Genomic DNA, 23,861 nt, shown 5'->3' on the forward strand with positions numbered 1-23,861 from the left:
AGACAATAATAGCAACCGATAAACAATAATTGGTTAAATTGTGAAGCTTATTAAATAATTGACTTTAAATACGAACATTAATATCAGTAGCTATTTGTATTTACATTTTTTTATCCTTATAGTATAGTATCTATCGGGTTATATAACCAAAGAAGAACTTTAATGTTCGTAAAAAAGGGGTAAGAGTTTTGAAGGAAAAGGTAGCATCATATTTTCACATCAAAGAGCTCGAAACAAATTTTGGGCGTGAGATATTAGCTGGGTTCACCACTTTTATTTCAATGGCATATATATTATTCGTTAACCCAAGCGTTTTAGGAGCATCTGGGATGGATAAGGGAGCAGTTTTTACAGCAACTGCTCTGGCCAGTGCATTGGGATGTCTTTTAATGGGATTGCTTGCTAGATATCCCATCGCAACGGCTCCTGCACTCGGGATAAATGCATTCTTTACCTACTCTGTCTGTATCGGAATGAAAGTTCCGTGGCAGACTGCTTTAGCTGGTGTCTTTGTAGCATCGTTAATTTTTTTGTTAATCACAATTTTCAAATTGCGCGAGTTGATCATAGATGCGATTCCGGCAAATCTGAAATATGCAATATCAGCAGGAATTGGTCTATTTATTGCTTTTATTGGTTTGGCGGATGGAGGATTAATTATTGCTGACAAGTCTACACTGGTCAAACTGGGCAGCTTTTCGGGGACAACATGGTTGACAATTTTTGGTTTGATCGTTACTGCTATTTTACTAGTTAAGCATGTTCCAGGCGGTATTTTTATTGGGATGATTGCGACTTCATTGCTGGGAATCATTACAGGAATGATTAAGTTGCCGACAGCTTTGATCTCTCCTGCACCAAGCTTGGCACCAACTTTCTTAGTAGCAGCTAAACATATTGGTGATATTAATTCTATGCAGTTAATAGTTGTTGTCTTAACATTCCTTTTGGTTACATTTTTCGATACGGCTGGGACGTTAGTAGGCCTTGCTCAACAGGCAGGTTTTCTTCGGAATAATAAAATGCCGCGTGTTGGCAAGGCTTTGATGTCTGATTCGGTTGCGATGACTGCAGGTTCGCTTCTTGGAACTTCTCCTGTAGGTGCATATGTAGAATCTTCTGCTGGGATAGCCGTTGGCGGCAGGTCAGGGCTTACCGCAGTTGTAACAGGCCTTCTTTTCATAGTTGGAATGTTTTTTTCTCCTTTATTAGCTGTTGTTACAAGCCAAGTTACAGCTCCAGCTTTGATTATCGTAGGTGTTTTAATGGCTCAGAGTATGAAAAAAATCGAATGGGAAAAAATGGAGATTGCCATTCCTTCTTTCTTGATTCTGTTGGGGATGCCATTGACGTATAGTATTTCAGATGGGCTTGCACTGGGAGTAATTGCTTACCCAATTACAATGATCGCTGCAAAAAGAGGTAAAGAAGTTCATCCTATTATGTACCTGCTATTCTTTGTCTTCATTGGTTTTTTCTGGATCCTTAATAAATAAACAAAAATTTTTTTAAAAAATTCTGGGCATAGCCAAGAAAGCAGATATTGAAAAAAATTATTAAACATGTTCAAAAAGACCGCGACGAATGTTTGCTATTGCCGTAGTCTTTTTTTGAGCATATTTAGCTAAAGGAGAACGCAAGGTGTTATTATAGATACAAGGTAAAGCGCAATTTTAAGAAAAGAGCAAGAGCCTATGGAAACTAAAAGTGAAGATTTAAAAAAAATCGGCCATCATACTATGAATCTTTATCAAATTGAAATGAATGAACTCAAACAAAGATCCATTTTAATAGAAAAACTTATTCCCAAGACAGGTGCTATTAGTCCTTTTAAGTTAACAGCTTTAAATATTAAAGTTGTAGATGAGAATGTCCTTTTGCGCATTCGCTTAGAAAATAGCCAAGACGCTAAGGTAGGAGTTTTAAACTTTGCCAGTCCTGTCGTTCCTGGTGGAAATTTTCTTGAAGGAGTGAATGCTCAAGAACAGACACTTTGCCGTAATAGTTTTTTATACCCTGAACTATTAAAATATAAGAAAAACTATTACCGTCTAAATCAAAAGAACCCGCATAACTTTTTTTATAGTCCTGCTTTTATTTTTGGACAAAACATTAAAATTTTGCGTGATGAAACTGAAAAAAGTTATCTTTCAAAAGAATGTTTAGTAGATGTTTTGAGTATTGCAGCTCCTGATGTTAAAGCAATGAGAAAACATGGTTTACAAGTAAAAAAAGATGAGATTGAAAAAGACCTTGAGGTTAAGGTCAAGCAAATTCTGCGTCAATTTAAGCTTTCTGGAGATACCATTTTGATAATGGGGGCATTTGGATGCGGCAGTTTTGGCAACGATCCCCAGCTGGTTGCACGGATTTTTAAGAAACAATTGTATACAGGTGAATTTGCAGGCTGTTTTTCAGACACCTTTTTTTCCATTTATAACGACCCTGTTTCCCTAGCAGCGTTTTCAGCTGTTTTTGCAAAGAAAAGTATTACTAATTAATTAAGACGCAATAACAAATGGTGAATCAACAAGAGAGGGGCACAAGAGCTAACTTGGGCGGTAAAATACCAAAGATAGATAGAAGGAGGAGTTAGGAGCTTCATAAAAAAGATGTAGGATAAATTAAAGAGACTCAGTCAAGTTTTGTAATTGACTAAGCCTCTTTTTTAGTAAATTATTGTTGAGTCGATAAGCAGTAATTTTAGTTTTGGAACTTCTTAGCGTCGGCATCTAAACGCGCAAAACCAGAACCATTTTTTTTGCTAGGGTGTTTTGCACGATCATCTAAAGCCTTGCGAGCCAATGCTTTTTTTTCTTCTTTACTTAATTTTTGTGACATTGATATCGCCTCTTTATATTGAAATCCAAAACATGAAACAACTTTACACTTTCATTTTAGTCCAAAAATAAATAATAGCAAACTAAAATATGTTATTTTTTCCAAAGAAAGTTGTTGATAGCTTGATCTACTGTAGCATTATTACTGTGTAAAAGTGTATGCTGAGCATTTGGGCCTTTTACCATTAATTCCTGGTAGGAAGCAACATGATTGCGCAGAAGGTAAGCTAAAGAGCGTGCTGAAGTGTTTGTTACCAAACCATCGGAATTTGATCCGTCTTCTAAGTTGCCAAAAATGTTCAAGACATGTGTTTGTTTTGGAAAATTATTGCGATACTTCAAGTAGTCACGGTATGCTGCATTCTGTAAGACAGGTTTTCCTGACGAGTCCAGCGAATTCTGGTTAGGAGTGTCATCAATGTAAATTACTCTATTAAAAGGGCCTGCAATCGGAACAAACTTACTTAAGATTGGAGAGTCCTTTTTTCGCAAGTGAACTGCCCAATAGTAAGTTACGGGACCGCTCATTGAATGCGAAACCACGTTGAATTTTTGCATGCTGTATTCCTGCTGAAGATAGCTGACCACATTTTTAAGCCAAACAGCTTCAGTTGGAATCTCAGCAGTATTATCAGTAAAGATCACTTGGATAAGCGGATTTTTTTCAGACCAAGACCATTTTCCTTTAAGCTGAAGGTGTCCATTTGGTGCAACTTGCACGGTTAAGGTTTTTCTTGCCCGGCCACTTTTTTGTGCAGCTGAGATTAGTTTATTAGTAGAAGCTGCACTACCGTCGTACCCGTGAAGATAAATAGTGGGAACAATTTCAGTAAAATGGATTTTTTCTTCATGAGTATTCTCAGAAGTGCTCAACAATGCTAGAATACATACTAAACACATGAGTGAAATCCGTGTAAAGTAAGTTAGAAATGAGAATCTTTTTTGTTTGATGTGTTTTGCCAAAATATCACCTTATTAATATACAAGAATTAATTTTTCTACTCTTTAGTATACAATGATATATTTTTTTTGAAAGGACTGAAAGAAAATGCTTGAGTTTGAACAGACAACTGACTTGACTTCAAAGTGCTACCAAGACGCACTGGTAATTCGTAAACGGGTTTTTATTAAAGAACAAGGCGTTGCCCCGGCGTTAGAGATTGCAAACGAAGCTGAAGCTGTACACTTTGTTGCTTATGTTGATGGCAGATCAGCTGCAACTGCTCGGATTTTAAATGAAGAAGGACCTAGCTGGCATATTCAAAGAGTCGCTACCTTGCCGGAATTTAGAGGACAGGGAATTGCTAAATCTTTAATGGAATACTTAGAAAAAGTAGCGCATAATCATGATATTCGTTACTTAAAACTAGGAGCACAGGATCAAGCTCAAGGATTTTACCGAAAGTTAGGGTATCATGTTGAAGGACCAGGTTTTTTGGAGGCTGGAATTGCGCACCATCAAATGCAAAAAAAATTATTTTAAACTTATGTTGTGTTTTGACTGAAGTTGTACTAAAATAAGCGTATGCGATGAGTCGAGAATAGTCAGGCGATTTTAAAATCGTTCCGCTGCGGCGGCTAGTGACTTTTTCAAGCGGAGTACAAATGCTAGCGGATTTCTAGCGTACTTATAGATTGCTATTGTGGAATGGCGTTTATTTATCTTTTAAATGATACCGCACTCAGGCGAGCCTTTGTGAAGGCTCGCTTTTTTTATACTTCTTTATAAAAATGTTCTTAATTAATTTTAAATTCTAAGGTAATCGGCTTTATAAAAGAATCGAAATTTGCTATGATAATAGTGTATATTAGACAGTGGTTATGAGAATTTCAAAAGGACTTTTTACATGGAGATTTTGGGATAGTATTGTGTTTTTAATTACACATGAGGTATTGGAGGAAAAATGATGTTTTGGATTGTGGTAATAGTAATAATCGCACTTCTGGTTTTTGGTTATATTGCGCTCTATAATGGTTTGCAAACTGCAAAGGTATATACCGAAGAGTCTTGGAGTCAAATAGATGTACAGTTAAAAAGGCGTAATGATTTGATCCCTAATTTGGTTGAAACAACAAAAGGATATGCAAAGCATGAACGGGAAACCTTTGCTCAAGTAGTACAGTTGCGGAATCAGTTAGTGAGTTTACCTAATGATGCACATCAGAAAAAGATGGAAATCTCTAATCAGCTTTCCGATTCATTAAAATCAATCTTTGCACTAGCTGAAAGTTATCCTGATCTTAAGGCAAACCAAGAATTTACTAAACTGATGGAAGAACTAACTAATACAGAAAATAAGATTGCATATTCACGGCAACTCTTTAATTCAAGTGCAGCTTCTTTCAATCAAAAATTGATGACTTTTCCTTCTAACGTTATTGCTAAAGTTCATGGTATGACTAAAGTTGGCTATCTGGAAGTTCCTGCTCAAGAAAAAGAAACACCTAAAGTTTCTTTTGAGTAGATTTGGTTCAAAGGAGTATACCTAAATGTTATTTCAACAAATAGCACGTAATAAAAGGCGGACGGTCTATGTGATGATCGCCTTTTTCTTATTAGTTTTACTAATTGGAGCGGCTGTTGGCTATGTTTTTTTTGATAATTCATACTTAGGCGTAGTTATGGCAGCTGTGCTCGGCTTTTTTTACATGATTGCAATGCTTGCACAATCCACTGAAATTGTGATGGGGATGAATCACGCAAAAGAAATCAAACAAGAAAGCGATTTCCCTGAGCTTTGGCATATTGTTGAGGATATGGCAATGGTAGGACGAGTTCCGATGCCGCGAGTATTCATTATTGCGGACGAAAGCCCTAATGCTTTTGCAACAGGTAGTAATCCAAAGCACTCTGCTGTAGCAGTTACTGAGGGATTGCTTACACGGCTTAAGCGAGAAGAACTTGAGGGTGTTATTGCTCATGAAGTCTCACATATTCGTAATTATGATATCAGACTGCAAACAACAGCATTAGCATTAACAGCTGTTATCTCTGCCCTTGTTAACTTGGGCTTTAACTCATTTTGGTGGGGGGGAACTGGTCGCAGAAGAAATAATGAAGGCGGCAACGGCACTGCGGCTATCCTTATGATTCTATCCCTTATAGTTGTTATTTTGGCACCCTTAGCAGCCACTTTGGCTCAACTTGCTTTATCACGTAACCGTGAATTTTTAGCAGATGCCTCAGGGGTTGAATTAACAAGAAATCCTCAAGGACTTATTAACGCACTTGAAAAAATTTCGCAAAGCGAGCCGATGAAGGCTGCGGATCCAAGTAGTTCATCTTTATATATTGCTAATCCGTTTAAATCTGGATCTTGGACGCACCTTTTTGACACTCATCCTCCGATTGATGATCGAGTTGCACGTTTACGTAAGATGTAGATATGTATTTTTTAATAGAATAGAGGAAAAATAATGCGTAGCAACCTTGTTTACGTATACGTCGAGAAAGTGTCGCATCTCACACTAACCTATGGTATTTCTACTGCTGATTTTATTGCAAATGTGCCTCTTCCGCCTAAGAATATTCTTTCACTTAGTAATGTTGACCCGCAACAGGAAATAGATATTTACTCTGGATTTAATATGTACTTAGGAGAAGAAGCTGTAAAAGCTTATTTGTCCGGTAGACATGCTAAAGCGTTAGAATGGATCGACTTTGATTCCGTTAATGACTTGGAGTTTCTAGCACCTCGTGAAGTTTCGGAATTGCTTTATCTCGGTCATGCTTACACTCATCTTAAGGCTCCTTTTTACTATAAATTGCAAAATAGTTATGTTTTTTTAACATTGCCTAATGGTGCCAAAAAAGTATATTATCGTTATTTACCCCATTTTTATCAGTTATTGGCAAAAACTTTAGCAGTTTATCTTGCGGAGGTGTATCGTGAAAAAAGGCTTATTTTGCGTTCGCGGCATCCCTTTTTGATGATGCCGTCTGAGATTGTCCAAGAGTTGACTTCTTTATTTAGCAATGGAGTGGTCTTTGATTATGGCAGGGTAAAAATTAGAAATCAAGAGATTTCAATTCCGATGTTGACAGCGCCAGAAAGTGTCTATCAGTTAAAGTGGCATGAGCCTACGATGTTAATAGAAAAATCAAAATTGGTAGGAAAATTACATTATTATTTGAATGTTAAAGAATGGAAATTGGAAGTAATTGTTCCAGAAGCTTTTGAAGATAATTTTAACTTTTAAATCTAGAAGATTCATTGTTTATTTTGCAATGGTTAATTTATTTTTGAAGATATGGTAAAGAAATTTTATATTAGCCCCAAGTAAGATTTTTTATTTGTGATACAATAACATAGGACGAATTTTGCATATAAGTTTATTTGACTGAAAATTAACTTTAAGTAGATGAGATTCTTATCGGGACATTGTTGATAAATGCAATGTCAAGAGAAAGGAAGATAGTCACATGAAGATGCGATTAGCAGAAATTGCGAAAGCACTACAGGTGGATTTGACAGAAGAATGGGCAGATGTCGTTGTTACAAGTGTTTCTTTCGATACCCGTTCATTACAACCTGGTGCGCTTTTTGTGCCATTGAGAGGGGAGCATGATGGGCATGAGTACATCAAAAACGCAATCTCAAACGGAGCTGTTGCAACTCTTTGGGAAGAAGGTCATGAAGGAACTCCAGAAAACTTTCCTAGAATAACGGTTACGGACAGTTTAGCAGCTCTGCAAAAACTGGCCAAATACTATTTATATAAGATTAATCCTAAAGTTGTGGCGATTACAGGAAGCAATGGAAAAACAACAACGAAGGATATGGTTGCAGCTATTTTAGGGGAACAGTTTAATGTAAAGAAAACCCATGCTAATTTTAATAACTATATTGGAGTACCAATAACAGTTCTTGATATGGAACCTAATACTGAAGTACTAGTTATTGAAATGGGTATGGATCATTTTGGAGAGCTTGACGGCTTAAGCCGCCTTGTTGAACCTGATATTGCTGTTATCACCATGATAGGAGAAGCCCACATTGAGTTCTTTGGGACCAGAGACAAGATTGCAGATGCAAAGATGGAGATAACTCATGGCCTAAAGGAAGATGGAGTTTTGATCTTTAACGGTGATGAACCTCTGTTAACTCAAAGGGTTAAGAAATTGACACAAGAAACTGTCACGTTCGGTAACAGAGAATCAGACAATTTCAGGGGACTTAATATTGTAAGTAATGAAAATAAGACCAGCTTCAGAGTTTCAAAATGGCCTGATGAAAATTTTATGATCCCAATGATTGGTTCTTACAATGTTAATAATGCTCTTGCTGCTTTGAGCGTGGGAGATTATTTTAGAATTCCAGTTAAATTAATGGTTAAAGCACTTTCGTCGTTTACATTAACAAAGAATCGTACTGAGTGGATTAGAGGCAAACAGGGAGAGAAGATTTTAAGCGATGTTTATAACTCTAATCCAACAGCAGCCAAACTGGTTCTTAAGGCATTTTCTGAGGCAAAAACTGCTGGCAAAAGAATCGTAGTATTAGGTGACATGCTACAATTAGGCGAACATTCTAAGGAAATGCATGCCGGTTTAGCAGAAGCAATCGATCCTCAAAAGATTAAAGAAATTTTTCTTTGTGGTAATGATATGGAGCAATTGGAAGAAAAATTGAAAGATAAGTTTGATTCCACACAGTTACATTGGTACAAGACCGAAGAAAAGAAAAAACTGGCTTCAGTGTTGCAAAATGAAATAGAACCAGAAGATTTAGTGTTATTGAAAGGCAGTCATGGTATACATTTAGAACAGGTTCTTAATGATTTAACTTAGTTTAAGAGAACTGAAAACACAGAATTATTAATAGGAGGAAATATTTTTTGAAATTTACAGAACTCGGACTTTCAGATAATCTATTAAAGGCAATCAAACGCAGTGGGTTTGAAGAGGCTACCCCAATTCAGGCTGAAACGATACCTTTGGTTCTGAAAGGCAACGATGTTATCGGTCAGGCACAGACCGGAACTGGGAAAACAGCAGCTTTTGGATTGCCGATCCTAAATCATATTGATGTTAAGCGGAATGAAGTTCAAGCAGTAATTATTTCACCAACCCGTGAGCTTGCTATTCAAACTCAAGAAGAGCTATTCCGTTTGGGACGCGATGAACATGCTAAAGTGCAAGTAGTCTACGGCGGAGCAGATATCAGACGTCAGATCAAAATGTTGAAGAGAGCTCCACAAATCGTAGTCGGAACACCAGGGAGACTTCTTGATCATATCAGAAGACGTACTATAGATTTAAGCTCAGTTGAAACGCTTGTTCTTGATGAGGCTGACGAAATGCTTGACATGGGATTTGTCGAAGACATCGAAAGTATTATTAAAACAATTCCTGATAAAAGACAAACTTTGCTCTTCTCGGCTACTATGCCGTCTGCAATTTTGAAAATTGGCGAGAAGTTTATGACTAAACCTGAAATTGTTAAGATCAAAAGTAAGGAACTAACCACAGACTTGGTAGACCAATATTATGTCCGCGCAAAAGATTTTGAAAAATTTGATGTCATGACACGTATTTTAGACGTTCAAGCGCCTGAACTAACAATTCTTTTTGGTCGTACAAAAAGACGTGTAGATGAGCTTTCTAAGGGCTTAGAAGCTCGCGGCTATAATGCTAAGGGAATTCATGGGGATTTGTCGCAGCAGCGGCGGATGAGTATTTTGAAGCAATTTAAAGCCGGAAAGCTAGATATTCTTGTAGCAACGGATGTAGCAGCTAGAGGACTTGATATTTCAGGTGTAACGCATGTTTATAACTACGATATCCCTCAAGACCCGGAAAGTTATGTTCATCGCATTGGACGTACTGGTCGTGCTGGACATCATGGTGTATCGGTAACTTTTGTAACTCCTAATGAAGTTGATTATTTGCGTGTTATCGAAAAACTTACCAAGAAGAGAATGACTGCTTTGAAGCCGCCTACACAAGAAGAAGCCTTTATTGGTCAAGTTTCTTCAGCTGTAGAAAAAATCGGCGATCTTGTTAGGAAAACCGACACAGAAAAATTTTCTAAGCAGGTCGATGAGCTTCTTAAAAAATATGATGCTACCGATTTGATTGCAGCATTGATTAATGAGGTGGCTAAGGATGATGCTAGCAAGGTTCCTGTAAAAATTACGCCAGAACGTCCTTTGCCGAGCCGAAGAAAGAAAGGTTCTTCAAACCATTATAGTCATAATAAGAGGCGTTCTTGGCACGATAACGGCAAGGGTTCTAAAAACTATAAGCCGCGAAAAGAACAAAATCGCGATAAATACAGTCGCGATCGTAAAAAGAAACGCAAGTTCACCATTAGGGTGAAGAAAGACTAGAATCGTAAATTTTTAGTATGAATTTCTTTCAGGGGAGAATAGTAGTAAAACAATTGTTTTATTGCTGTTCTTCTTTTTTGCGTTAAAAAGATGTGATAAAATAAATCGTGTATATACTTTGTTTAAGTACTTTTGATTTTAATGAGGTGTTTATAAAAATGATTTTGGGAATAGGAATTGATATTACTGAAATATCAAGAATCAAAAATGCTTTCAAAGCGCATAATACATTTGCTCAGCGGGTACTTACCTCGGCGGAATTGGTAGCCTTTAACAAATATGGTGAGAAAAGAAAATATGAATTTCTAGCGGGAAGATTTTCTGCAAAGGAATCATATAGTAAGGCGGCAGGTACAGGCATTGGTAAAATCATTGGCTTTCAAGATATTGAGATTATAGATGATCAACAAACTGGGCGCCCGCGAATTATGACACATCCTTTTATTGAAGACGAAGCACACATTTCAATTTCGCACACTGAGAAGGTAGTTATAACTGAGGTAATTTTGGAAAGTAAATCATAGATAAGGAAGATGCTGGGAATGGTTGTAGGAACTCATCGCAATACTTATGCAAAGATAAGTCTTGCAATAATTAAGCGAAACATTGGAATAGAGAAAAAGAAAATGGACCCTGAACAGGCACTTTTTGCTGTTGTAAAAGCAAATGCTTATGGTCATGGCTTATTAGAAGTTTCGCAAGCTGCACATGAGGCCGGGGTTGACGGCTTTTGTGTTGCTATTATTGATGAGGGTTTAAAACTCAGACTTGCTGGCATAAAAGAACTTATCTTGGTTCTAGGTGTTAACCCACCTGCACAAGCTGTTTTAATGGCGCAAAATAATCTTTCTGCTACTGTCGATAGTTTGGCTTTTTTACAGGCTGCGGCTCCGCTATTACGAGCTAAAAACGTTCGGTTGGCTGTTCACTTGGCACTTGATACCGGTATGAGTAGAATTGGTTTTAGAACAAAAGAAGAATTAAAAAAGGCGTTAGCTTTTTTGAAAGCCCATCGAGAAGAATTTATTTTTGAGGGAATTTTTACACACTTTGCAACAGCTGATTCGACCGCACAAACAGCTTTAGATCACTATCACAGGCAGCTTGAAAAATTTCATGAACTGATGACAGTAGTGATTAACAAACCGCGTTATGTGCATGTTGCTAATTCGGCAGCTTCCTTGTGGCATAAAGAAGCTAAGGGCAATGCAGTTCGATTTGGAATAGCAATGTATGGCCTTAACCCCTCGGGTGGTGAGTTAGAGTTACCGAGCGAATTAAAACCTGCGATGAGCCTTTATAGTGAAATTGTTTCGGTTCGGCAGCTTGATGCAGGAAATTCAGTAGGTTACGGGAAGACTTATACCGCTTCAAAAGCTGAATGGATCGCTACTGTTCCAATTGGTTATGCTGATGGATGGCTAAGGCGCATGCAGGGATTTAAGGTGTTAGTTAAGGGAATCTATTGTGCAATAGTTGGAAGGGTATGTATGGATCAAATAATGATTCGACTGCCTTATGAATTACCAGTTGGAGAAAAGGTCACTTTAATTGGAACAGACAATAAAAAGACAATCACAGCACAGGATATCGCGACATATTCTAAGACAATTCATTACGAAGTACTCTGTGCTCTTTCAGAAAGGATTCCACGATATTATAAATAAGGAACCATCTTTTTGTTAATAAATGTGGTATTATGTTTAAATAAATGATGTTGGGGGCCGTTTGAGATGACGTATCACTTTGATGAACACACAGCAAATAATTTTTTTGCTAATAAAAATGAACGTATTTCGATATATTGCGATTATTATTCAATTGATCAAGGGGAACTCGAAAAAAATAGTGTTATGGCAGATTACGTGGATGCGCATCATCAAATTCTTGACGATTTGATAAGCGGGTACAAAGAAATGGGTCCGCTGAATAAAAAAATTTGTGACGAATTTGTTGGTTGCGAATATGAAGCAGAGTGTGAAATAGAAGATAGAGGGATTATATGACAGTTGATGAAGTTAAACGTGGTGATATATTTTTTGCAGATCTTTCACCTGTTGTTGGATCGGAGCAAGGTGGTATGCGCCCTGTCTTGATAATTCAGAATAATATTGGTAATCGCTACAGTCCTACTGTGATTGTGGCGGCAATTACGGCAAAGATTCAAAAGCCGAAAATGCCGACTCATGTTGGTTTATTATCTTCAGAAGTCGGTTTGGATAAAGATTCAGTTGTTTTATTAGAACAAGTTAGAACTATTGATAAGCAACGCTTGTTAGACAGAGTTGCTCATGTAGACACAAAAAGAATGAGCGCAATAGATCATGCACTAGAAGTCAGTCTTGGACTGGCTAATATACATAAATAAATTTCAGAGATGTTTTAGTAATTGCAATTATATATTTTAATTAAATAGATGCAATTTTATATATCAAAAAGACTTAGTCAAAACTAAATTTTCGACTAAGTCTTTTTATGTTATTTTTTTGATTGTAGCTGCACATTTTTTAAAAAGACTTTAAATCTTCAATTTCAGGGACTTTAAAACTTTTTCGTTCTAAGTTTGAAATGATCTTTTTTAGCTTTTCTGGGGTAACTCCTTCAGGCAAAGTAAACAAAGTCCGATGTATTAGTTCGTTTGATTGGACGTCAAGTGTGATACAACTTGCAATTGACGTGTATTTTGTAATGATTTTAGCCATGTCAACCAAATCACCGCGTTCACCTGAAGAAACAACTGTTAAGACATAGCTGCCAATTTTTACATTCCAGGATTGAGAAAGCATGCCGAGCAAACTAGAGTGGGTAAGAATGCCATAGAAAAAATTTTGTTCGTCTAAAACTGTGATGTATGGTAGGTCCTTAATAGAAAAGAATATGTTGAAAAAGGCTGAATCAATAGTGACAAATTTAGTGGCATTTTTTAGAAGGTATGTAACTGGAAGCTTCATATCTCCTCCACGAGATTTATGGCGATAGATATGCATCTTATAGATGTTACCGCGAAAAATCTGCCCAGTCTTATCTAAAATTGGAACACAACGGAAACCTGATTGTTCAAGTACCTGTAAAGCATCTTCAAGCGAAATATCTTCCCGAACAGTGGTTAACTCGTTCTTGGGTTTAATGAGTGATTTGAATAGCATGAGATATTACCCTCCATATAATTAAAAACTTCTAATACATATTATTATATAATTTCTTCAAAAAGGAAAGAACAATTATGTTTTTTATTTAATTTGGAAGCAAAATGAAGCTATAAGAAGGATAAAGCAAAAAAATTGATTAAAATAAATAATAAAATAAAAAGCTGCAGCAAAACTGATACGTTTGCTGCAGCTTTTTAGAAAATAATTAATTTACAATAAATTAAGCTTTCTTTTCAAGGTTTTTTAAACCATCATTTAAAACTTTTTTCAATGTTGTTGCAGAATCGGACATTTTCTTGCTTTCTTCTTCATTCAAAGGAACTTCAAGAATTTTTACAAGACCTGTTCCATTAACAACAGCTGGAGTACCAATATAAATATCATTAAGGCCATATTGTCCATCCATATAAGCTGAAACTGGAAGAACAGCATCTTCGTCACGAAGAATAGCTTTTGAAATACGTGCTAAGGCTGTTGCAACACCATAGAAAGTTGCACCCTTCTTGCTGATGATTGTGTAAGCCTTGTTACGCACGTCATCCTCAAGTTTAGCAAGAGTTTCTTTAGAAACTTTGTTTTCCTTAGCCCAATCAAGAACAGGAAGACCACCGATTGTTGCTGCTGAATAAGCAGCAAATTCAGAGTCGCCATGTTCACCCATAATATAAGCATGGACTGAACGAGGATCGCGGATGCCTGTTAATTCGCCAAGAGCAACACGTAAACGTGAAGTATCTAACGATGTACCTGAACCGATAACTTTGTTCTTTGGGAAACCTGAGAATTTCCAAGTAGCATATGTCAAAATATCAACAGGGTTTGCAGCTACCAAGAAAATACCGTCGAAACCAGAATCAACAACAGGTTTTACAATACTTGATAAAATTTTTAGATTTTTGTTTACCAAGTCAAGACGAGTTTCACCTGGTTTTTGAGGTGCGCCAGCTGTAATAACAACCAAGTCAGCGTCTTTGCAGTCAGAATATTCAGCAGAGTAAATCTTCTTTGGGTATGACAATGCTGTTGCATCTGAGAGATCCAAAGCGTCGCCTTCTGTACGTTCTTTCACAACATCGACGATTCCAAATTCCTCAGCAACCCCTTGGAGTGCCATTGCATAGGCAAAGCTTGATCCAACAGCGCCGTCACCGACTAAGATAACTTTTTGATGATTTTTTGTTTCTGACAAAGTAACACATTCCTTTCATAAATGGACTTGTTAGCACATTGTTAGTATATCACGTTTTTCTGAAAAATGTGAAGAACTTTTCAATCATTTTTTTGCGGCTCAAACTTTCGGTTATGGTATACTATACAAGAACTTAGAAGTTATGGGTGGCTAATGGGACTGCTTTTGCTGTCCCACATTTTTGGTGTAAAAAGTTAATAGTCGTATCTTGAAAAAGTTGATGCGGCTATAGCTATATATAAAATTTGTTTCGGCATTATTATGAGGAAAAGTGGAGGATAGGACAGTATATGAAGTTGATTGTTGGACTTGGAAATATTGGTAAAAAGTATGAAGGAACCAGACATAATGTTGGGTTTATGACAGTTGAAAATTACGCGAAACAAAAGGAAGTTACTTTCAGCAAATTAAAACATGAAGCTGAAATTGCTGAGTTTTTTCATAACGGAGAAAAGATAATATTGGCAAAACCGACTACTTATATGAATGAGTCGGGTCGAAGCGTAAAACCGCTTATGAAATATTCAAATGTCGACGTTAGCCAATTAATTGTTATTCATGATGATATGGATCTGCCGATCGGTCATCTTCGTTTACGGCCGAAGGGTTCTGCTGGAGGGCATAATGGTATAAAGAGTATCATTGCTCAAATTGGTACTCAAGAATTTAAACGAGTTCGTATCGGAATTGATCATCCGCAAAAGTCTGGAGTAGTAGACTGGGTCTTGACTCGCTTTTCAGTTTCGGAAAAAAGCAAACTGGATCAAGGAATCGAAGCTGCCACAGCTGCACTGGATGACTGGATTGAAAATGAAGATTTTGTACTAACTATGAATAAGTTTAACCATAAGTAAAAAAATTAAGGAGTTTTTTGTTAAAAATGAAAATTGAGGAGTTGCTACTGGATACGCCAGCAATTAAACAGTGGCTTAAAAACGTTAAAATTAAGCAAAAACGTCATTTGATAACCGGGTTGCTCGGCTCTACTAAAACGCTTTTTATTGCAAATTTTTTTAATAAACAACAAAAAACTATTCTGCTGGTTTTGGATTCTTTACATCATGCTCAACTTTTAGAAAATGAGTTAAGTAACCTTGTAGGATCAAATCAGGTTTGTCTGTATCCAGTTGAAGAAGCAACTGCTGCTGAAGTTGCAGTTAGTTCTCCAGAGTATCGCGCACAAAGGGTAGGCACTTTAGCTGCTTTAGCGAATTCTAAAAAACCGCAAATTGTTTTGTCTTCTGTTAAAGGCTTGAAAAGACTTTTACCGCCTCCTGAAATTTGGTCTACCAGTAGTTTGAAACTAAAGATCGGTCAGGAAATTATCTTAACAAAACTTGAGGGAAAACTAAATTTAATGGGTTTTGAACGCCATAAATTGGTAGATAAACCTGGAGACTTTGCGGTCCGGGGGTCTATAATTGACATTTATCCGTTTAATCAGGATAGGCCAGTTAGAATTGATCTTTTTGATGATGAGATAGACTCATTGCGTGAATTTGCGCCAGATACACAACGCAGTCTAAAAAATATCGAACAGACAATTATTTTACCGGCAACTGACCTGCTCCTTCCTGTGTCTTTTGAGGAAAGGGCTCTAAAAAATGTCACTTTGCAATACAATAAAGATAAAAAATTAATTAAGGATAAACATTTCCAACTTAATTTGAAAGAAACTTATAATAATTTATGCGAAAGTATTTCTGCTGGTTTTTTGCAGCCTGCACAAGCTGTTTTTTTAGACCAAGTGTATCCTAAACGCTTTTCCTTGCTTGATTATTTGGAACCAGATTCTTTTTTCATGGTAGATGATTATCCTCGTTTACTTGAAAGTGAACGGATACTAGATGAAGAGAATGTGCAGTGGAAACTCGAACAGTTAAAAAAGGGCGGTCTTTTTTCGGAGGAAAATTGGGAAAATAAATTACGTACTTTAGTGAAAAAAAATTCTTCGAGCAGTATTTTTTTTTCACTTTTTGAAAAGGGCATGGGACAGTTGACTTTTGACACAAAGATTGATATTAAAGTAAGAGCTGTTCAACAATTCTTTGGTCAGATGCCTCTTTTGAAAATGGAAGTAGACAGGTGGAAAAAACAAAAACAAACAGTTATATTTGTGTTATCTAATAAAGAACACCTGGTTAAATTTATGCAAATACTTGAAGATTTTGAAATTCAAGCGATTTTAACCAAAGCGAATGCCCTGCAACCGCAAAGAATACAGATTATTGAGGGGAATCTAGAGAACGGTTTCGAACTGCCTCAAGAAAAAATCATTATCCTTACGGAACATGAATTATTAAAAAAAGTGGTTAAAAAGCATCCTAAAAGACAAACCATGGAAAATACAGAACGCCTAAAAAGCTATACTGAGCTTAAAAAGGGAGATTATGTTGTTCATATTAACCATGGAATAGGTCGTTATATGGGAATGAAAACAATGGAGGTCAGCGGCAGACATCAGGATTATTTGACTATCATTTATCGGGATAACGGAAAGCTTTTTTTGCCGGTTTCTCAAATTGATCGCGTTCAAAAATATGTTTCTTCTGAAGCTCAAACGCCACATATTAATAAATTAGGCGGCAGTGAGTGGGCTAAGACTAAAAAGAACGTGGCATCCAAAATAGAAGATATTGCTGATGATCTGATTGAATTATATGCAAAACGTGAGACACAAAAGGGTTACTCATACTCCGCTGACAATGAGTATCAGCATGAATTTGAAGATGCTTTCCCATACACAGAAACTCCGGATCAACTTCGCAGCACAGTTGAAATTAAAAAAGATATGCAGCAACAACGCCCAATGGACCGTTTATTGATTGGTGATGTGGGTTATGGAAAGACTGAAGTGGCTTTAAGGGCTGCTTTTAAGGCTATTCAAGATCAAAAACAAGTTGCTTTTTTAGTACCAACTACGGTTTTGGCGCAACAGCACTATGAAACGATGCTGAGTCGATTTGAGAACTTCCCTGTTGAAGTGGGTATCCTCTCGCGTTTTAGGACAAATAAGCAAATTTCTGAAACTTTGTCGGGACTCAAAGATGGTTCTGTGGATATTGTTGTTGGAACTCATAGATTGCTTTCGAAAGATGTTGCTTTTGCAGATCTCGGGCTATTAATAATAGATGAGGAACAGCGTTTTGGCGTGAAGCATAAAGAACGGCTGAAACAGCTACGCTCTCGGGTTGACGTTTTAACCTTGACAGCAACGCCTATTCCCCGAACTCTTAATATGTCGATGCTTGGTGTACGTGATCTTTCTGTGATTGAAACTGCTCCAATGAATCGTTATCCAATTCAAACATATGTTTTAGAACAGAATTATGGAGTTGTTGCTGACGCGATTACTCGTGAATTGTCACGTGGAGGACAGACTTTTTACTTACACAACAGGGTTTCAGATATTGAAAGAGTTGTTTCGGAATTAGAAACGTTTGTCCCAGAAGCACGGATTGCATATATTCATGGGCAGATGACAGAATTTCAGCTCGAAAAAGTGCTTTATGACTTTATTGCCGGTGAATATGATGTTTTGGTGACCACAACCATTATTGAGACTGGAGTAGATATCCCAAATGTTAATACTCTAATCGTAGAAGATGCGGATCATATGGGGCTTGCGCAGTTGTACCAATTGCGCGGTCGTGTGGGTAGAAGCAACCGGGTTGCGTATGCTTACTTTATGTATCGACCAAATAAAATTTTGACAGAAGTCAGTGAAAAAAGGCTTGAAGCAATTAAAGATTTTACTGAATTGGGTTCGGGTTTTAAAATTGCTATGCGGGATCTTTCAATACGTGGGGCAGGAAATCTACTTGGTAAACAACAGCATGGATTTATTGATTCTGTAGGTTATGATCTGTATACACAAATGTTAAAAAATGCTATTGCGCAAAAGCAAGGAAAGCAAAGGGATAAACGTACAGATGCTGAAATTTCGCTAGATACTGAAGCATATTTGCCGACTAGTTATTTAGAAGACCAACGTCAAAAAATTGAAATTTATAAGAGAATCAGAAAACTTGAAAATGTAGAGCAGTATCGGGAAGTGCAAAGTGATCTGATTGATCGTTTTGGTGACTATCCTATAGAAGTCGAAAATTTACTGCAAATTGGACTGCTAAAAATGTATGCAGATCGCGCGCAAGTTGAACTGATTTCACAAGTTAGAAGTAAGATAAAAGTTGTTTTTGCACGTGAGGTAAGTCATAAATTAATGGCACAGAATTTTCTTGAAGCTCTTTCTCAGACTAAGCTCAAAGCTTCGTTAAAAGTTGTGGCTGAAAAAATGCAGCTTGAAATTATGATGCAGCCTAAGGATAAGACAGCTAGCGTGATGGCTGACCTGCAAGTGGTTCTAAAGAAAATATTGCAGTTTTTAACTAATTATAAGGAAAAGTGACTATGAAGAGTAAACCGACAGAAAGTCTTTTTAAAGGAGCGGCTGTCTTAACTGTTGCTTCTTTGACTGCAAAGATTCTCAGTGCACTTTATCGTATTCCATTTGAAAATTTAGTAGGTAATACTGGGTTTTATATCTATCAGCAAATTTATCCGCTTTACGGAATTGCAGTTATGTTTTCACTGAATGGTTTTCCAATTTATATTTCCAAGTTGGTAGCAGCTTGTCCTGACGAAGCTTCACGCAATAATAATGCCCGGCATCTTTTTGCGATTCTTTCACTATTCGGAGGTGCACTTTTTGGTGTGTTGCAAATTGGGGCGCCTGCAGTTGGTTATTTGATGGGAGATAAGGGACTTACGCAATTGGTACGCAGTGTTTCGTGGATATACCTGCTAGTTCCATTCTTGGCGGTTGGACGCGGCTATAAGCAGGGCATTCTGCAAGTTTTGCCGACTGCTTTGTCTCAGCTTATTGAACAAAGTGTCAGAGTTTTTTTGATTATTACTATTGCATTTTTTGCAACACACGCAGGCTGGTCACTTTACCGCATAGGTTCTTGGACACTTACTGCAGGAGTTATAGGTGCTTTTTTTGCTTTCTTATTCTTCAGTAATTTCTTTAGGCAGCTTTTCTTTAGAGAAAAGTTCAACTTTGACAAAGGGCTTCTAAAAAAGTTAACGTGTGCACTTTTTTCAGAGGGACTGGTAATCTGCTTTTATTCAGGATTACTGGTTATTTTACAACTAGTAGATTCATTTACTATGAAGAACGCATTGGAAGCCGCTGGAAATAGTGCAGTTTTGTCTAAGAATCTAAAAGGAGTCTATGATCGGGCTCAGCCATTGCTTCAGCTGGGACTTGTACTTTCCTTGAGTTTTTCTGCAAGTCTGATGCCTCTTTTGAGTAAAAAGTATCTTCAGAAGGCTTTTACTGAATATCAGCGGACAATTGGCTTTGCAGTTCGAGTCTGTTTAGCTATTTCAGCGGCAGCCAGTGCTGGATTGTTTATCTTAATGCCTGTAGTGAATGAGACTCTGTTTGGAAGCAAGCAAGGTTCTTTTGCGCTTTCTGTAGCAGCTTTATCAATTACAGAAGCATCTTTGATTGTTTTAGTAAATTCTATTTTACAGAGTCAAGGCCAATATAAAAAAACTGTGCATCCGCTGATTATAATCACAATATTGAAACTTCTGACCAGTTATCCTTTGGTATACTTGTGGGGAATTGCAGGTGCTAGTTTTTCTTCGTTACTTAGTTTAAGTACAGGGCTTATTTTTTCAGTAGCAATGTTATCAGGTTTAGGGACAAAACATTTCCTTAAATTTAGCTTTTTGTATAGACTGGCAATATGCATCTGCATAATGAGTCTTCTATTAATTTGTTCTCAAATTATTTTTTCTTTGTATTTGGAAACAAACCGTACAGCGAGTCTAATACAATGTTGTGTAACTATTCCTGCGGGAGGAGGTTTGTTTGTTTTCCTTATCCGCAAGGCAAAACTATTTTCAACAGAAGAATGGCTGGGTTTGCCAGGAGGCAGATGGGTAGTTAAATTAATCAAATAAGATGGAGATGGACAAATGAGATTAGATAAATTTCTGAAAGTTTCACGAATAATCAAACGTAGAACGGTTGCTAAAGAGATAGCTGATAAGGGAAGAATAACGGTAAATGGGCGTGCAGCAAAGTCTTCTACAAATATTGGTGTGGGCGATGTTCTTGTGATTAATTTTGGTAATAAAGTTTTAAGTTTAAAAGTCTTATCTGTGAAAGAGATAGTAAAAAAAGACGAAACTGAAGGACTTTATCAGCTGCTATCTGAGGATTTTAAGGAAAATTACAGAAAATAGGGCGTGTAAATTAATAGACTTTAAACTTTGTGTTTTGTTATAATTAGTATAGTTATTTTTGCGCAAAGGAGTGAAGAGATGGCTGATCAACGTAAAGTAAAGGTATTGGATAATTCGTTCTTTAGAGAAACGAATGCAGCAAAGAAGCAGAGTAAACATCAATTACGAATACAAACTATTCATCGACGGCGCTTATTTTGTATTAGTATCTTTGTCGTTTTGATAGGGCTATTTTGCGGCTACCAGATTGTTCACGCAAATCTTTTGACAGCCAGTCTTGAAACTCAGGTAAGGTCTGCTCATAAAAAGTTGAATAAGGAAAAACAAACACGTTCTGATTTAAAACAGCAGGTTAAGCAGTTAGGTGATCAAGATTATCTGCAAAAGTTAATTCGGGATAAATATTATTATTCAAAAGATGGTGAGACAATTTATAGCCTCCCGAGCAATAAAACCGACAGTTCTAATTAAGGATGAAAATTAAAGGAAGAGTCTCTTCCTGCTATTGCATCCCGCTTTTTGCGTGCTATACTGAAGTGTATACAATTTAAGGAGGAGCAACATTTTTATGTCAATTGAAGTAGGAGCTAAAGTTACTGGAAGAGTTTCAGGAATAACTAATTTCGGTGCATTCGTTGATTTAGGTGGAAAGAAGAACGGTTTGGTACACATCAGTGAAATTTCTGACAGTTATGTTAAGGACATTCATGATGTTTTGAATGTAGGTGATGAAGTTACTGTTAAGGTTTTGGCCATCGCTGCCGACGGTAAGATCAGTCTATCAATCCGCAAAGCTACTGCCAGTGCTCCTCATAGTAATGAAACAAAAAGTTTTAATAAATCCGAGCATCATGAAAATCATGGGTATGCACACCATAATGGAACAACAGGTGTTAAAACTCATAACAACGGTTCCCGGCACAATCAATCATATTCAAAGCCTGAACCAAAACCAAAGGATTTTGATTCTTTGCTTGCAGGGTTTTTAAAAGAAAGTGAAGCCCGTTTAACATCATTAAAAAGAAATACAGAAGGAAAACGCGGCGGCCGTGGCGGTCGTCGGAGCTAATTTGAAGAAGTTTTAAGATCGATTGCTATCCAATTTTTCCGGATAGCAATCGATTTTTGATAAGGCTGGGAAAAAGGATGAAATTAAAAGAAGACTTTGCACAAAATTTTGGAAAGTTATCTTGTAGTAAAAAAGTTCTTGTAGCAGTTTCTACAGGAGTAGATTCGATGACACTGCTTGACCTTATTTTGAACCTGCCAAATAACTTGCGGCCTGAGGTTTTTGTAGCTTACGTTGACCATCAGCTGCGGCCCGAAAGTGCTAAGGAAACGGCTTTTATTACTAAATTTTGTGCACGTCATAAGTTAAAGCTATTTTGTGCACGATGGAACGCTCAGGATCATCCGTCAAGTGGAGTTGAGGAAGCTGGTCGTAATTTCCGTTATGGCTTTTTCAAAAAAGCAATGACGGAAAACCATATTTTGGAACTGATGACTGCGCATCATGCTGATGACCAAGCAGAGACCTTTTTAATGAAGCTCTTGCGTGGTGGTGACCTGGCACAACTGCACGCGATAGAAAAAAAACGTCGATTTGAAAAAAGGTTTTGGCTGATTAGACCATTGTTGCCCTTTTCTAAACAGAAGCTTCTCGATTATGCTAAAAAGCGTCATTTGGTATACTTCGAGGATAGCACTAACCAGAATGATGATTTTTTACGTAATCGTCTTAGGCATGAAGTAGTACCACGCTTGAAAAAAGAAAATAAGCGTTTTTTGGAGCATGTGGCAGACTATATTGCACAGCTGGATGATATTTCTGCGGTGGCGAAAAAAACGATTGCTGAAAAGATAGCTGAAATTCGAAATGCAAATGGTTCCTTTTCTCTTTCAGCTTGGGCAAAGCTTGCCGTTTTTGAGCAAAAGCTGGTCCTTAAAGAAATTATTATGAATAACCACTATTTTCCATCCGAAAGACAATTGGAGCAAGTGTTGACGTTATTGACTAATCTTTCTAAACCGCAAGGAGAAATTCAATTTCAGGAAAATCTTTTTCTAAAAAAAGAATATAACGTTTTTATGGTAACAAAGGCAAAAACAACAGCAATGAAAAAGCATGATTTTCATTTGAAATTACGTTTAGGAAAATGGCAGAATCTGCCTGATGGAACCAAGATCGGTTTATTCAGGAGCAATATAAAATTGAAGAAGAGTGCTACAGATAAGTTTTTTTACTTTTCAGATTCTAGCCGTTTACCACTTAACGTGAGACACAGGCTGATGGGAGATAGGATAAGTTTAAAAATTGGAAAGAAAAAATTAAAAAAAGTTTTTATAGAACAAAAAGTTCCACAGCAAATAAGAGAAGAAAAATGGCTTGTTGCGGATTCTAACGGCGAAGTTCTATGGGCGATAGGCATAAGAAAATCTGATTTGTCAGAGCAGAAGGTAAATGATAAAATGCAATACATGGTGATTTTTAGAAACAATACTGAGAAATGAGGCTGAGTATGAACGAAGACATTAAAGAAATCCTATATAGTAAAGAGGATATCAGTAAAGTTTCGCATGAGATTGGACTGCAGTTGACTGCCGATTATAAAGGGAAAAAACCACTAGTAATTTGTGTGTTAAAAGGAGCATTCCTTTTCATGGCGGATATTGTACGTGAAATTCAGACTTATACGGAAATTGATTTTATGGATGTTTCCAGCTATGGTGATGAAACGGTTTCTTCTGGGGAAGTCAAGATAATAAAAGACTTGGATGTACCTGCTGAAGGGCGTGACATCCTAATAGTCGAAGATATTATTGATACAGGTAAGACCTTGCAGTGTTTAGTTGAGTTGTTTAAACACCGTAAGGCAAAATCTGTAAAAATATGTACTTTGCTAACGAAACCTGAGCGTAGAGTAGAAGGAGTAGAGCCAGATTATTTTGGATTTGAAGTGCCTAATGAATTTGTCGTAGGCTATGGGCTGGATTATAAAGGAATGTATCGCAATCTTCCTTATGTTGGTGTTCTAAAACCTGAAATTTATAAGAATAATTAATAGTCAAGAAAAGTCAAGTATGTTATGA

General features: G+C 37.0%; 24 protein-coding genes. 20 read left to right on the plus strand and 4 right to left on the minus strand.

The features are described 5' to 3' along the window. Positions 1 to 188 precede the first annotated feature (188 nt). Complete coding sequence (locus FD46_RS00600) at positions 189 to 1,496, plus strand: NCS2 family permease (protein WP_057895263.1); 1,308 nt, start codon at positions 189 to 191, stop codon at positions 1,494 to 1,496. Between the two features lie 198 nt (positions 1,497 to 1,694). Then, positions 1,695 to 2,501 (plus strand): TIGR02452 family protein, encoded by an 807-nt coding sequence (locus FD46_RS00605; RefSeq protein WP_057895264.1) that lies wholly within the window; start codon positions 1,695 to 1,697, stop codon positions 2,499 to 2,501. 202 nt (positions 2,502 to 2,703) lie between these two features. Here FD46_RS00605 and FD46_RS10435 read toward each other — a convergent pair whose 3' ends face one another. Further along, the gene (locus FD46_RS10435; RefSeq protein ID WP_169790347.1) at positions 2,704 to 2,841 is read right to left on the minus strand and encodes a hypothetical protein; all 138 of its coding nucleotides are present in this window, start codon (positions 2,839 to 2,841) and stop codon (positions 2,704 to 2,706) included. Between the two features lie 92 nt (positions 2,842 to 2,933). After that, entirely contained in the window at positions 2,934 to 3,740 is an 807-nt protein-coding gene (locus FD46_RS00610) for an alpha/beta hydrolase (protein ID WP_235805517.1), read from the minus strand. A 148-nt stretch (positions 3,741 to 3,888) separates the two neighbouring features. Between FD46_RS00610 and FD46_RS00615 the strand changes: the two genes are divergently transcribed. From FD46_RS00615 to FD46_RS00660, 10 genes are all read left to right on the plus strand, one after another. Further along, positions 3,889 to 4,323 (plus strand): GNAT family N-acetyltransferase, encoded by a 435-nt coding sequence (locus FD46_RS00615; RefSeq protein WP_057895266.1) that lies wholly within the window; start codon positions 3,889 to 3,891, stop codon positions 4,321 to 4,323. 424 nt (positions 4,324 to 4,747) lie between these two features. Then, positions 4,748 to 5,305, plus strand: coding sequence for a LemA family protein (locus tag FD46_RS00620; RefSeq protein WP_057895267.1), 558 nt, complete (start codon positions 4,748 to 4,750; stop codon positions 5,303 to 5,305). A gap of 25 nt (positions 5,306 to 5,330) precedes the next feature. Beyond that, positions 5,331 to 6,224, plus strand: a complete 894-nt coding sequence (htpX, locus tag FD46_RS00625) for a zinc metalloprotease HtpX (protein WP_057895268.1) — start codon at positions 5,331 to 5,333, stop codon at positions 6,222 to 6,224. Between the two features lie 33 nt (positions 6,225 to 6,257). After that, entirely contained in the window at positions 6,258 to 7,040 is a 783-nt protein-coding gene (locus FD46_RS00630; RefSeq protein WP_057895269.1) for a hypothetical protein, read from the plus strand. Between the two features lie 223 nt (positions 7,041 to 7,263). After that, entirely contained in the window at positions 7,264 to 8,631 is a 1,368-nt protein-coding gene (locus FD46_RS00635) for a UDP-N-acetylmuramoyl-tripeptide--D-alanyl-D-alanine ligase (RefSeq protein ID WP_057895270.1), read from the plus strand. Positions 8,632 to 8,678: 47 nt separating this feature from the next. Beyond that, on the plus strand, positions 8,679 to 10,172 hold the full coding sequence (cshA, locus tag FD46_RS00640) for a degradosome RNA helicase CshA (RefSeq protein WP_057895271.1): 1,494 nt from the start codon (positions 8,679 to 8,681) through the stop codon (positions 10,170 to 10,172). Between the two features lie 158 nt (positions 10,173 to 10,330). Further along, positions 10,331 to 10,696, plus strand: coding sequence for a holo-ACP synthase (gene acpS / locus FD46_RS00645; RefSeq protein ID WP_057895272.1), 366 nt, complete (start codon positions 10,331 to 10,333; stop codon positions 10,694 to 10,696). An 18-nt stretch (positions 10,697 to 10,714) separates the two neighbouring features. After that, entirely contained in the window at positions 10,715 to 11,839 is a 1,125-nt protein-coding gene (alr, locus tag FD46_RS00650) for an alanine racemase (protein ID WP_057895273.1), read from the plus strand. Between the two features lie 66 nt (positions 11,840 to 11,905). Further along, positions 11,906 to 12,178 carry a hypothetical protein gene (locus FD46_RS00655; protein ID WP_057895274.1) on the plus strand — a complete coding sequence of 91 codons (273 nt, stop codon included), beginning with the start codon at positions 11,906 to 11,908 and terminating at the stop codon, positions 12,176 to 12,178. Next, entirely contained in the window at positions 12,175 to 12,540 is a 366-nt protein-coding gene (locus FD46_RS00660; protein WP_057895275.1) for a type II toxin-antitoxin system PemK/MazF family toxin, read from the plus strand. Before FD46_RS00655 ends, FD46_RS00660 begins: the two co-directional genes overlap by 4 nt. 139 nt (positions 12,541 to 12,679) lie before the next feature. Here FD46_RS00660 and cbpA read toward each other — a convergent pair whose 3' ends face one another. Continuing rightward, on the minus strand, positions 12,680 to 13,318 hold the full coding sequence (gene cbpA, locus FD46_RS00665) for a cyclic di-AMP binding protein CbpA (protein WP_057895276.1): 639 nt from the start codon (positions 13,316 to 13,318) through the stop codon (positions 12,680 to 12,682). A gap of 223 nt (positions 13,319 to 13,541) precedes the next feature. Further along, positions 13,542 to 14,510, minus strand: a complete 969-nt coding sequence (locus FD46_RS00670) for an L-lactate dehydrogenase (RefSeq protein ID WP_057895277.1) — start codon at positions 14,508 to 14,510, stop codon at positions 13,542 to 13,544. 290 nt (positions 14,511 to 14,800) lie between these two features. On the opposite strand from FD46_RS00670, the gene pth reads away from it, so the two are divergent. From pth to hpt, 8 genes are all read left to right on the plus strand, one after another. Then, positions 14,801 to 15,364, plus strand: coding sequence for an aminoacyl-tRNA hydrolase (pth, locus tag FD46_RS00675; protein WP_057895278.1), 564 nt, complete (start codon positions 14,801 to 14,803; stop codon positions 15,362 to 15,364). A gap of 26 nt (positions 15,365 to 15,390) precedes the next feature. After that, positions 15,391 to 18,918 carry a transcription-repair coupling factor gene (gene mfd / locus FD46_RS00680; protein ID WP_057895279.1) on the plus strand — a complete coding sequence of 1,176 codons (3,528 nt, stop codon included), beginning with the start codon at positions 15,391 to 15,393 and terminating at the stop codon, positions 18,916 to 18,918. Between the two features lie 2 nt (positions 18,919 to 18,920). Then, complete coding sequence (locus tag FD46_RS00685) at positions 18,921 to 20,486, plus strand: oligosaccharide flippase family protein (RefSeq protein ID WP_057895280.1); 1,566 nt, start codon at positions 18,921 to 18,923, stop codon at positions 20,484 to 20,486. A 15-nt stretch (positions 20,487 to 20,501) separates the two neighbouring features. Then, complete coding sequence (locus tag FD46_RS00690) at positions 20,502 to 20,771, plus strand: RNA-binding S4 domain-containing protein (RefSeq protein WP_057895281.1); 270 nt, start codon at positions 20,502 to 20,504, stop codon at positions 20,769 to 20,771. A 78-nt stretch (positions 20,772 to 20,849) separates the two neighbouring features. Next, entirely contained in the window at positions 20,850 to 21,242 is a 393-nt protein-coding gene (locus tag FD46_RS00695; protein WP_057895282.1) for an FtsB family cell division protein, read from the plus strand. Positions 21,243 to 21,339: 97 nt separating this feature from the next. Beyond that, on the plus strand, positions 21,340 to 21,840 hold the full coding sequence (locus FD46_RS00700; protein ID WP_057895283.1) for a S1 domain-containing RNA-binding protein: 501 nt from the start codon (positions 21,340 to 21,342) through the stop codon (positions 21,838 to 21,840). A 77-nt stretch (positions 21,841 to 21,917) separates the two neighbouring features. Further along, positions 21,918 to 23,282 carry a tRNA lysidine(34) synthetase TilS gene (tilS, locus tag FD46_RS00705; RefSeq protein ID WP_057895284.1) on the plus strand — a complete coding sequence of 455 codons (1,365 nt, stop codon included), beginning with the start codon at positions 21,918 to 21,920 and terminating at the stop codon, positions 23,280 to 23,282. An 8-nt stretch (positions 23,283 to 23,290) separates the two neighbouring features. Next, complete coding sequence (gene hpt, locus FD46_RS00710; protein WP_057895285.1) at positions 23,291 to 23,833, plus strand: hypoxanthine phosphoribosyltransferase; 543 nt, start codon at positions 23,291 to 23,293, stop codon at positions 23,831 to 23,833. Positions 23,834 to 23,861: the final 28 nt, after the last annotated feature.

It is taken from the genome of Liquorilactobacillus oeni DSM 19972 (assembly GCF_001436275.1).
GTDB lineage: Bacteria > Bacillota > Bacilli > Lactobacillales > Lactobacillaceae > Liquorilactobacillus > Liquorilactobacillus oeni.

Coding starts and splice junctions, on each gene's coding strand:
- alr (WP_057895273.1), top strand. CDS start 10,715: ATGGTTGTAGGAACTCATCGCAATACTTATGCAAAGATAAGTCTTGCA.
- htpX (WP_057895268.1), top strand. CDS start 5,331: ATGTTATTTCAACAAATAGCACGTAATAAAAGGCGGACGGTCTATGTG.
- FD46_RS00700 (WP_057895283.1), top strand. CDS start 21,340: ATGTCAATTGAAGTAGGAGCTAAAGTTACTGGAAGAGTTTCAGGAATA.
- FD46_RS00635 (WP_057895270.1), top strand. CDS start 7,264: ATGAAGATGCGATTAGCAGAAATTGCGAAAGCACTACAGGTGGATTTG.
- cbpA (WP_057895276.1), bottom strand. CDS start 13,318: ATGCTATTCAAATCACTCATTAAACCCAAGAACGAGTTAACCACTGTT.
- FD46_RS00620 (WP_057895267.1), top strand. CDS start 4,748: ATGTTTTGGATTGTGGTAATAGTAATAATCGCACTTCTGGTTTTTGGT.
- FD46_RS00605 (WP_057895264.1), top strand. CDS start 1,695: ATGGAAACTAAAAGTGAAGATTTAAAAAAAATCGGCCATCATACTATG.
- FD46_RS00685 (WP_057895280.1), top strand. CDS start 18,921: ATGAAGAGTAAACCGACAGAAAGTCTTTTTAAAGGAGCGGCTGTCTTA.
- acpS (WP_057895272.1), top strand. CDS start 10,331: ATGATTTTGGGAATAGGAATTGATATTACTGAAATATCAAGAATCAAA.
- hpt (WP_057895285.1), top strand. CDS start 23,291: ATGAACGAAGACATTAAAGAAATCCTATATAGTAAAGAGGATATCAGT.
- FD46_RS00660 (WP_057895275.1), top strand. CDS start 12,175: ATGACAGTTGATGAAGTTAAACGTGGTGATATATTTTTTGCAGATCTT.
- FD46_RS10435 (WP_169790347.1), bottom strand. CDS start 2,841: ATGTCACAAAAATTAAGTAAAGAAGAAAAAAAAGCATTGGCTCGCAAG.
- FD46_RS00630 (WP_057895269.1), top strand. CDS start 6,258: ATGCGTAGCAACCTTGTTTACGTATACGTCGAGAAAGTGTCGCATCTC.
- FD46_RS00690 (WP_057895281.1), top strand. CDS start 20,502: ATGAGATTAGATAAATTTCTGAAAGTTTCACGAATAATCAAACGTAGA.
- pth (WP_057895278.1), top strand. CDS start 14,801: ATGAAGTTGATTGTTGGACTTGGAAATATTGGTAAAAAGTATGAAGGA.
- mfd (WP_057895279.1), top strand. CDS start 15,391: ATGAAAATTGAGGAGTTGCTACTGGATACGCCAGCAATTAAACAGTGG.
- FD46_RS00695 (WP_057895282.1), top strand. CDS start 20,850: ATGGCTGATCAACGTAAAGTAAAGGTATTGGATAATTCGTTCTTTAGA.
- FD46_RS00615 (WP_057895266.1), top strand. CDS start 3,889: ATGCTTGAGTTTGAACAGACAACTGACTTGACTTCAAAGTGCTACCAA.
- tilS (WP_057895284.1), top strand. CDS start 21,918: ATGAAATTAAAAGAAGACTTTGCACAAAATTTTGGAAAGTTATCTTGT.
- FD46_RS00610 (WP_235805517.1), bottom strand. CDS start 3,740: ATGTGTTTAGTATGTATTCTAGCATTGTTGAGCACTTCTGAGAATACT.
- FD46_RS00655 (WP_057895274.1), top strand. CDS start 11,906: ATGACGTATCACTTTGATGAACACACAGCAAATAATTTTTTTGCTAAT.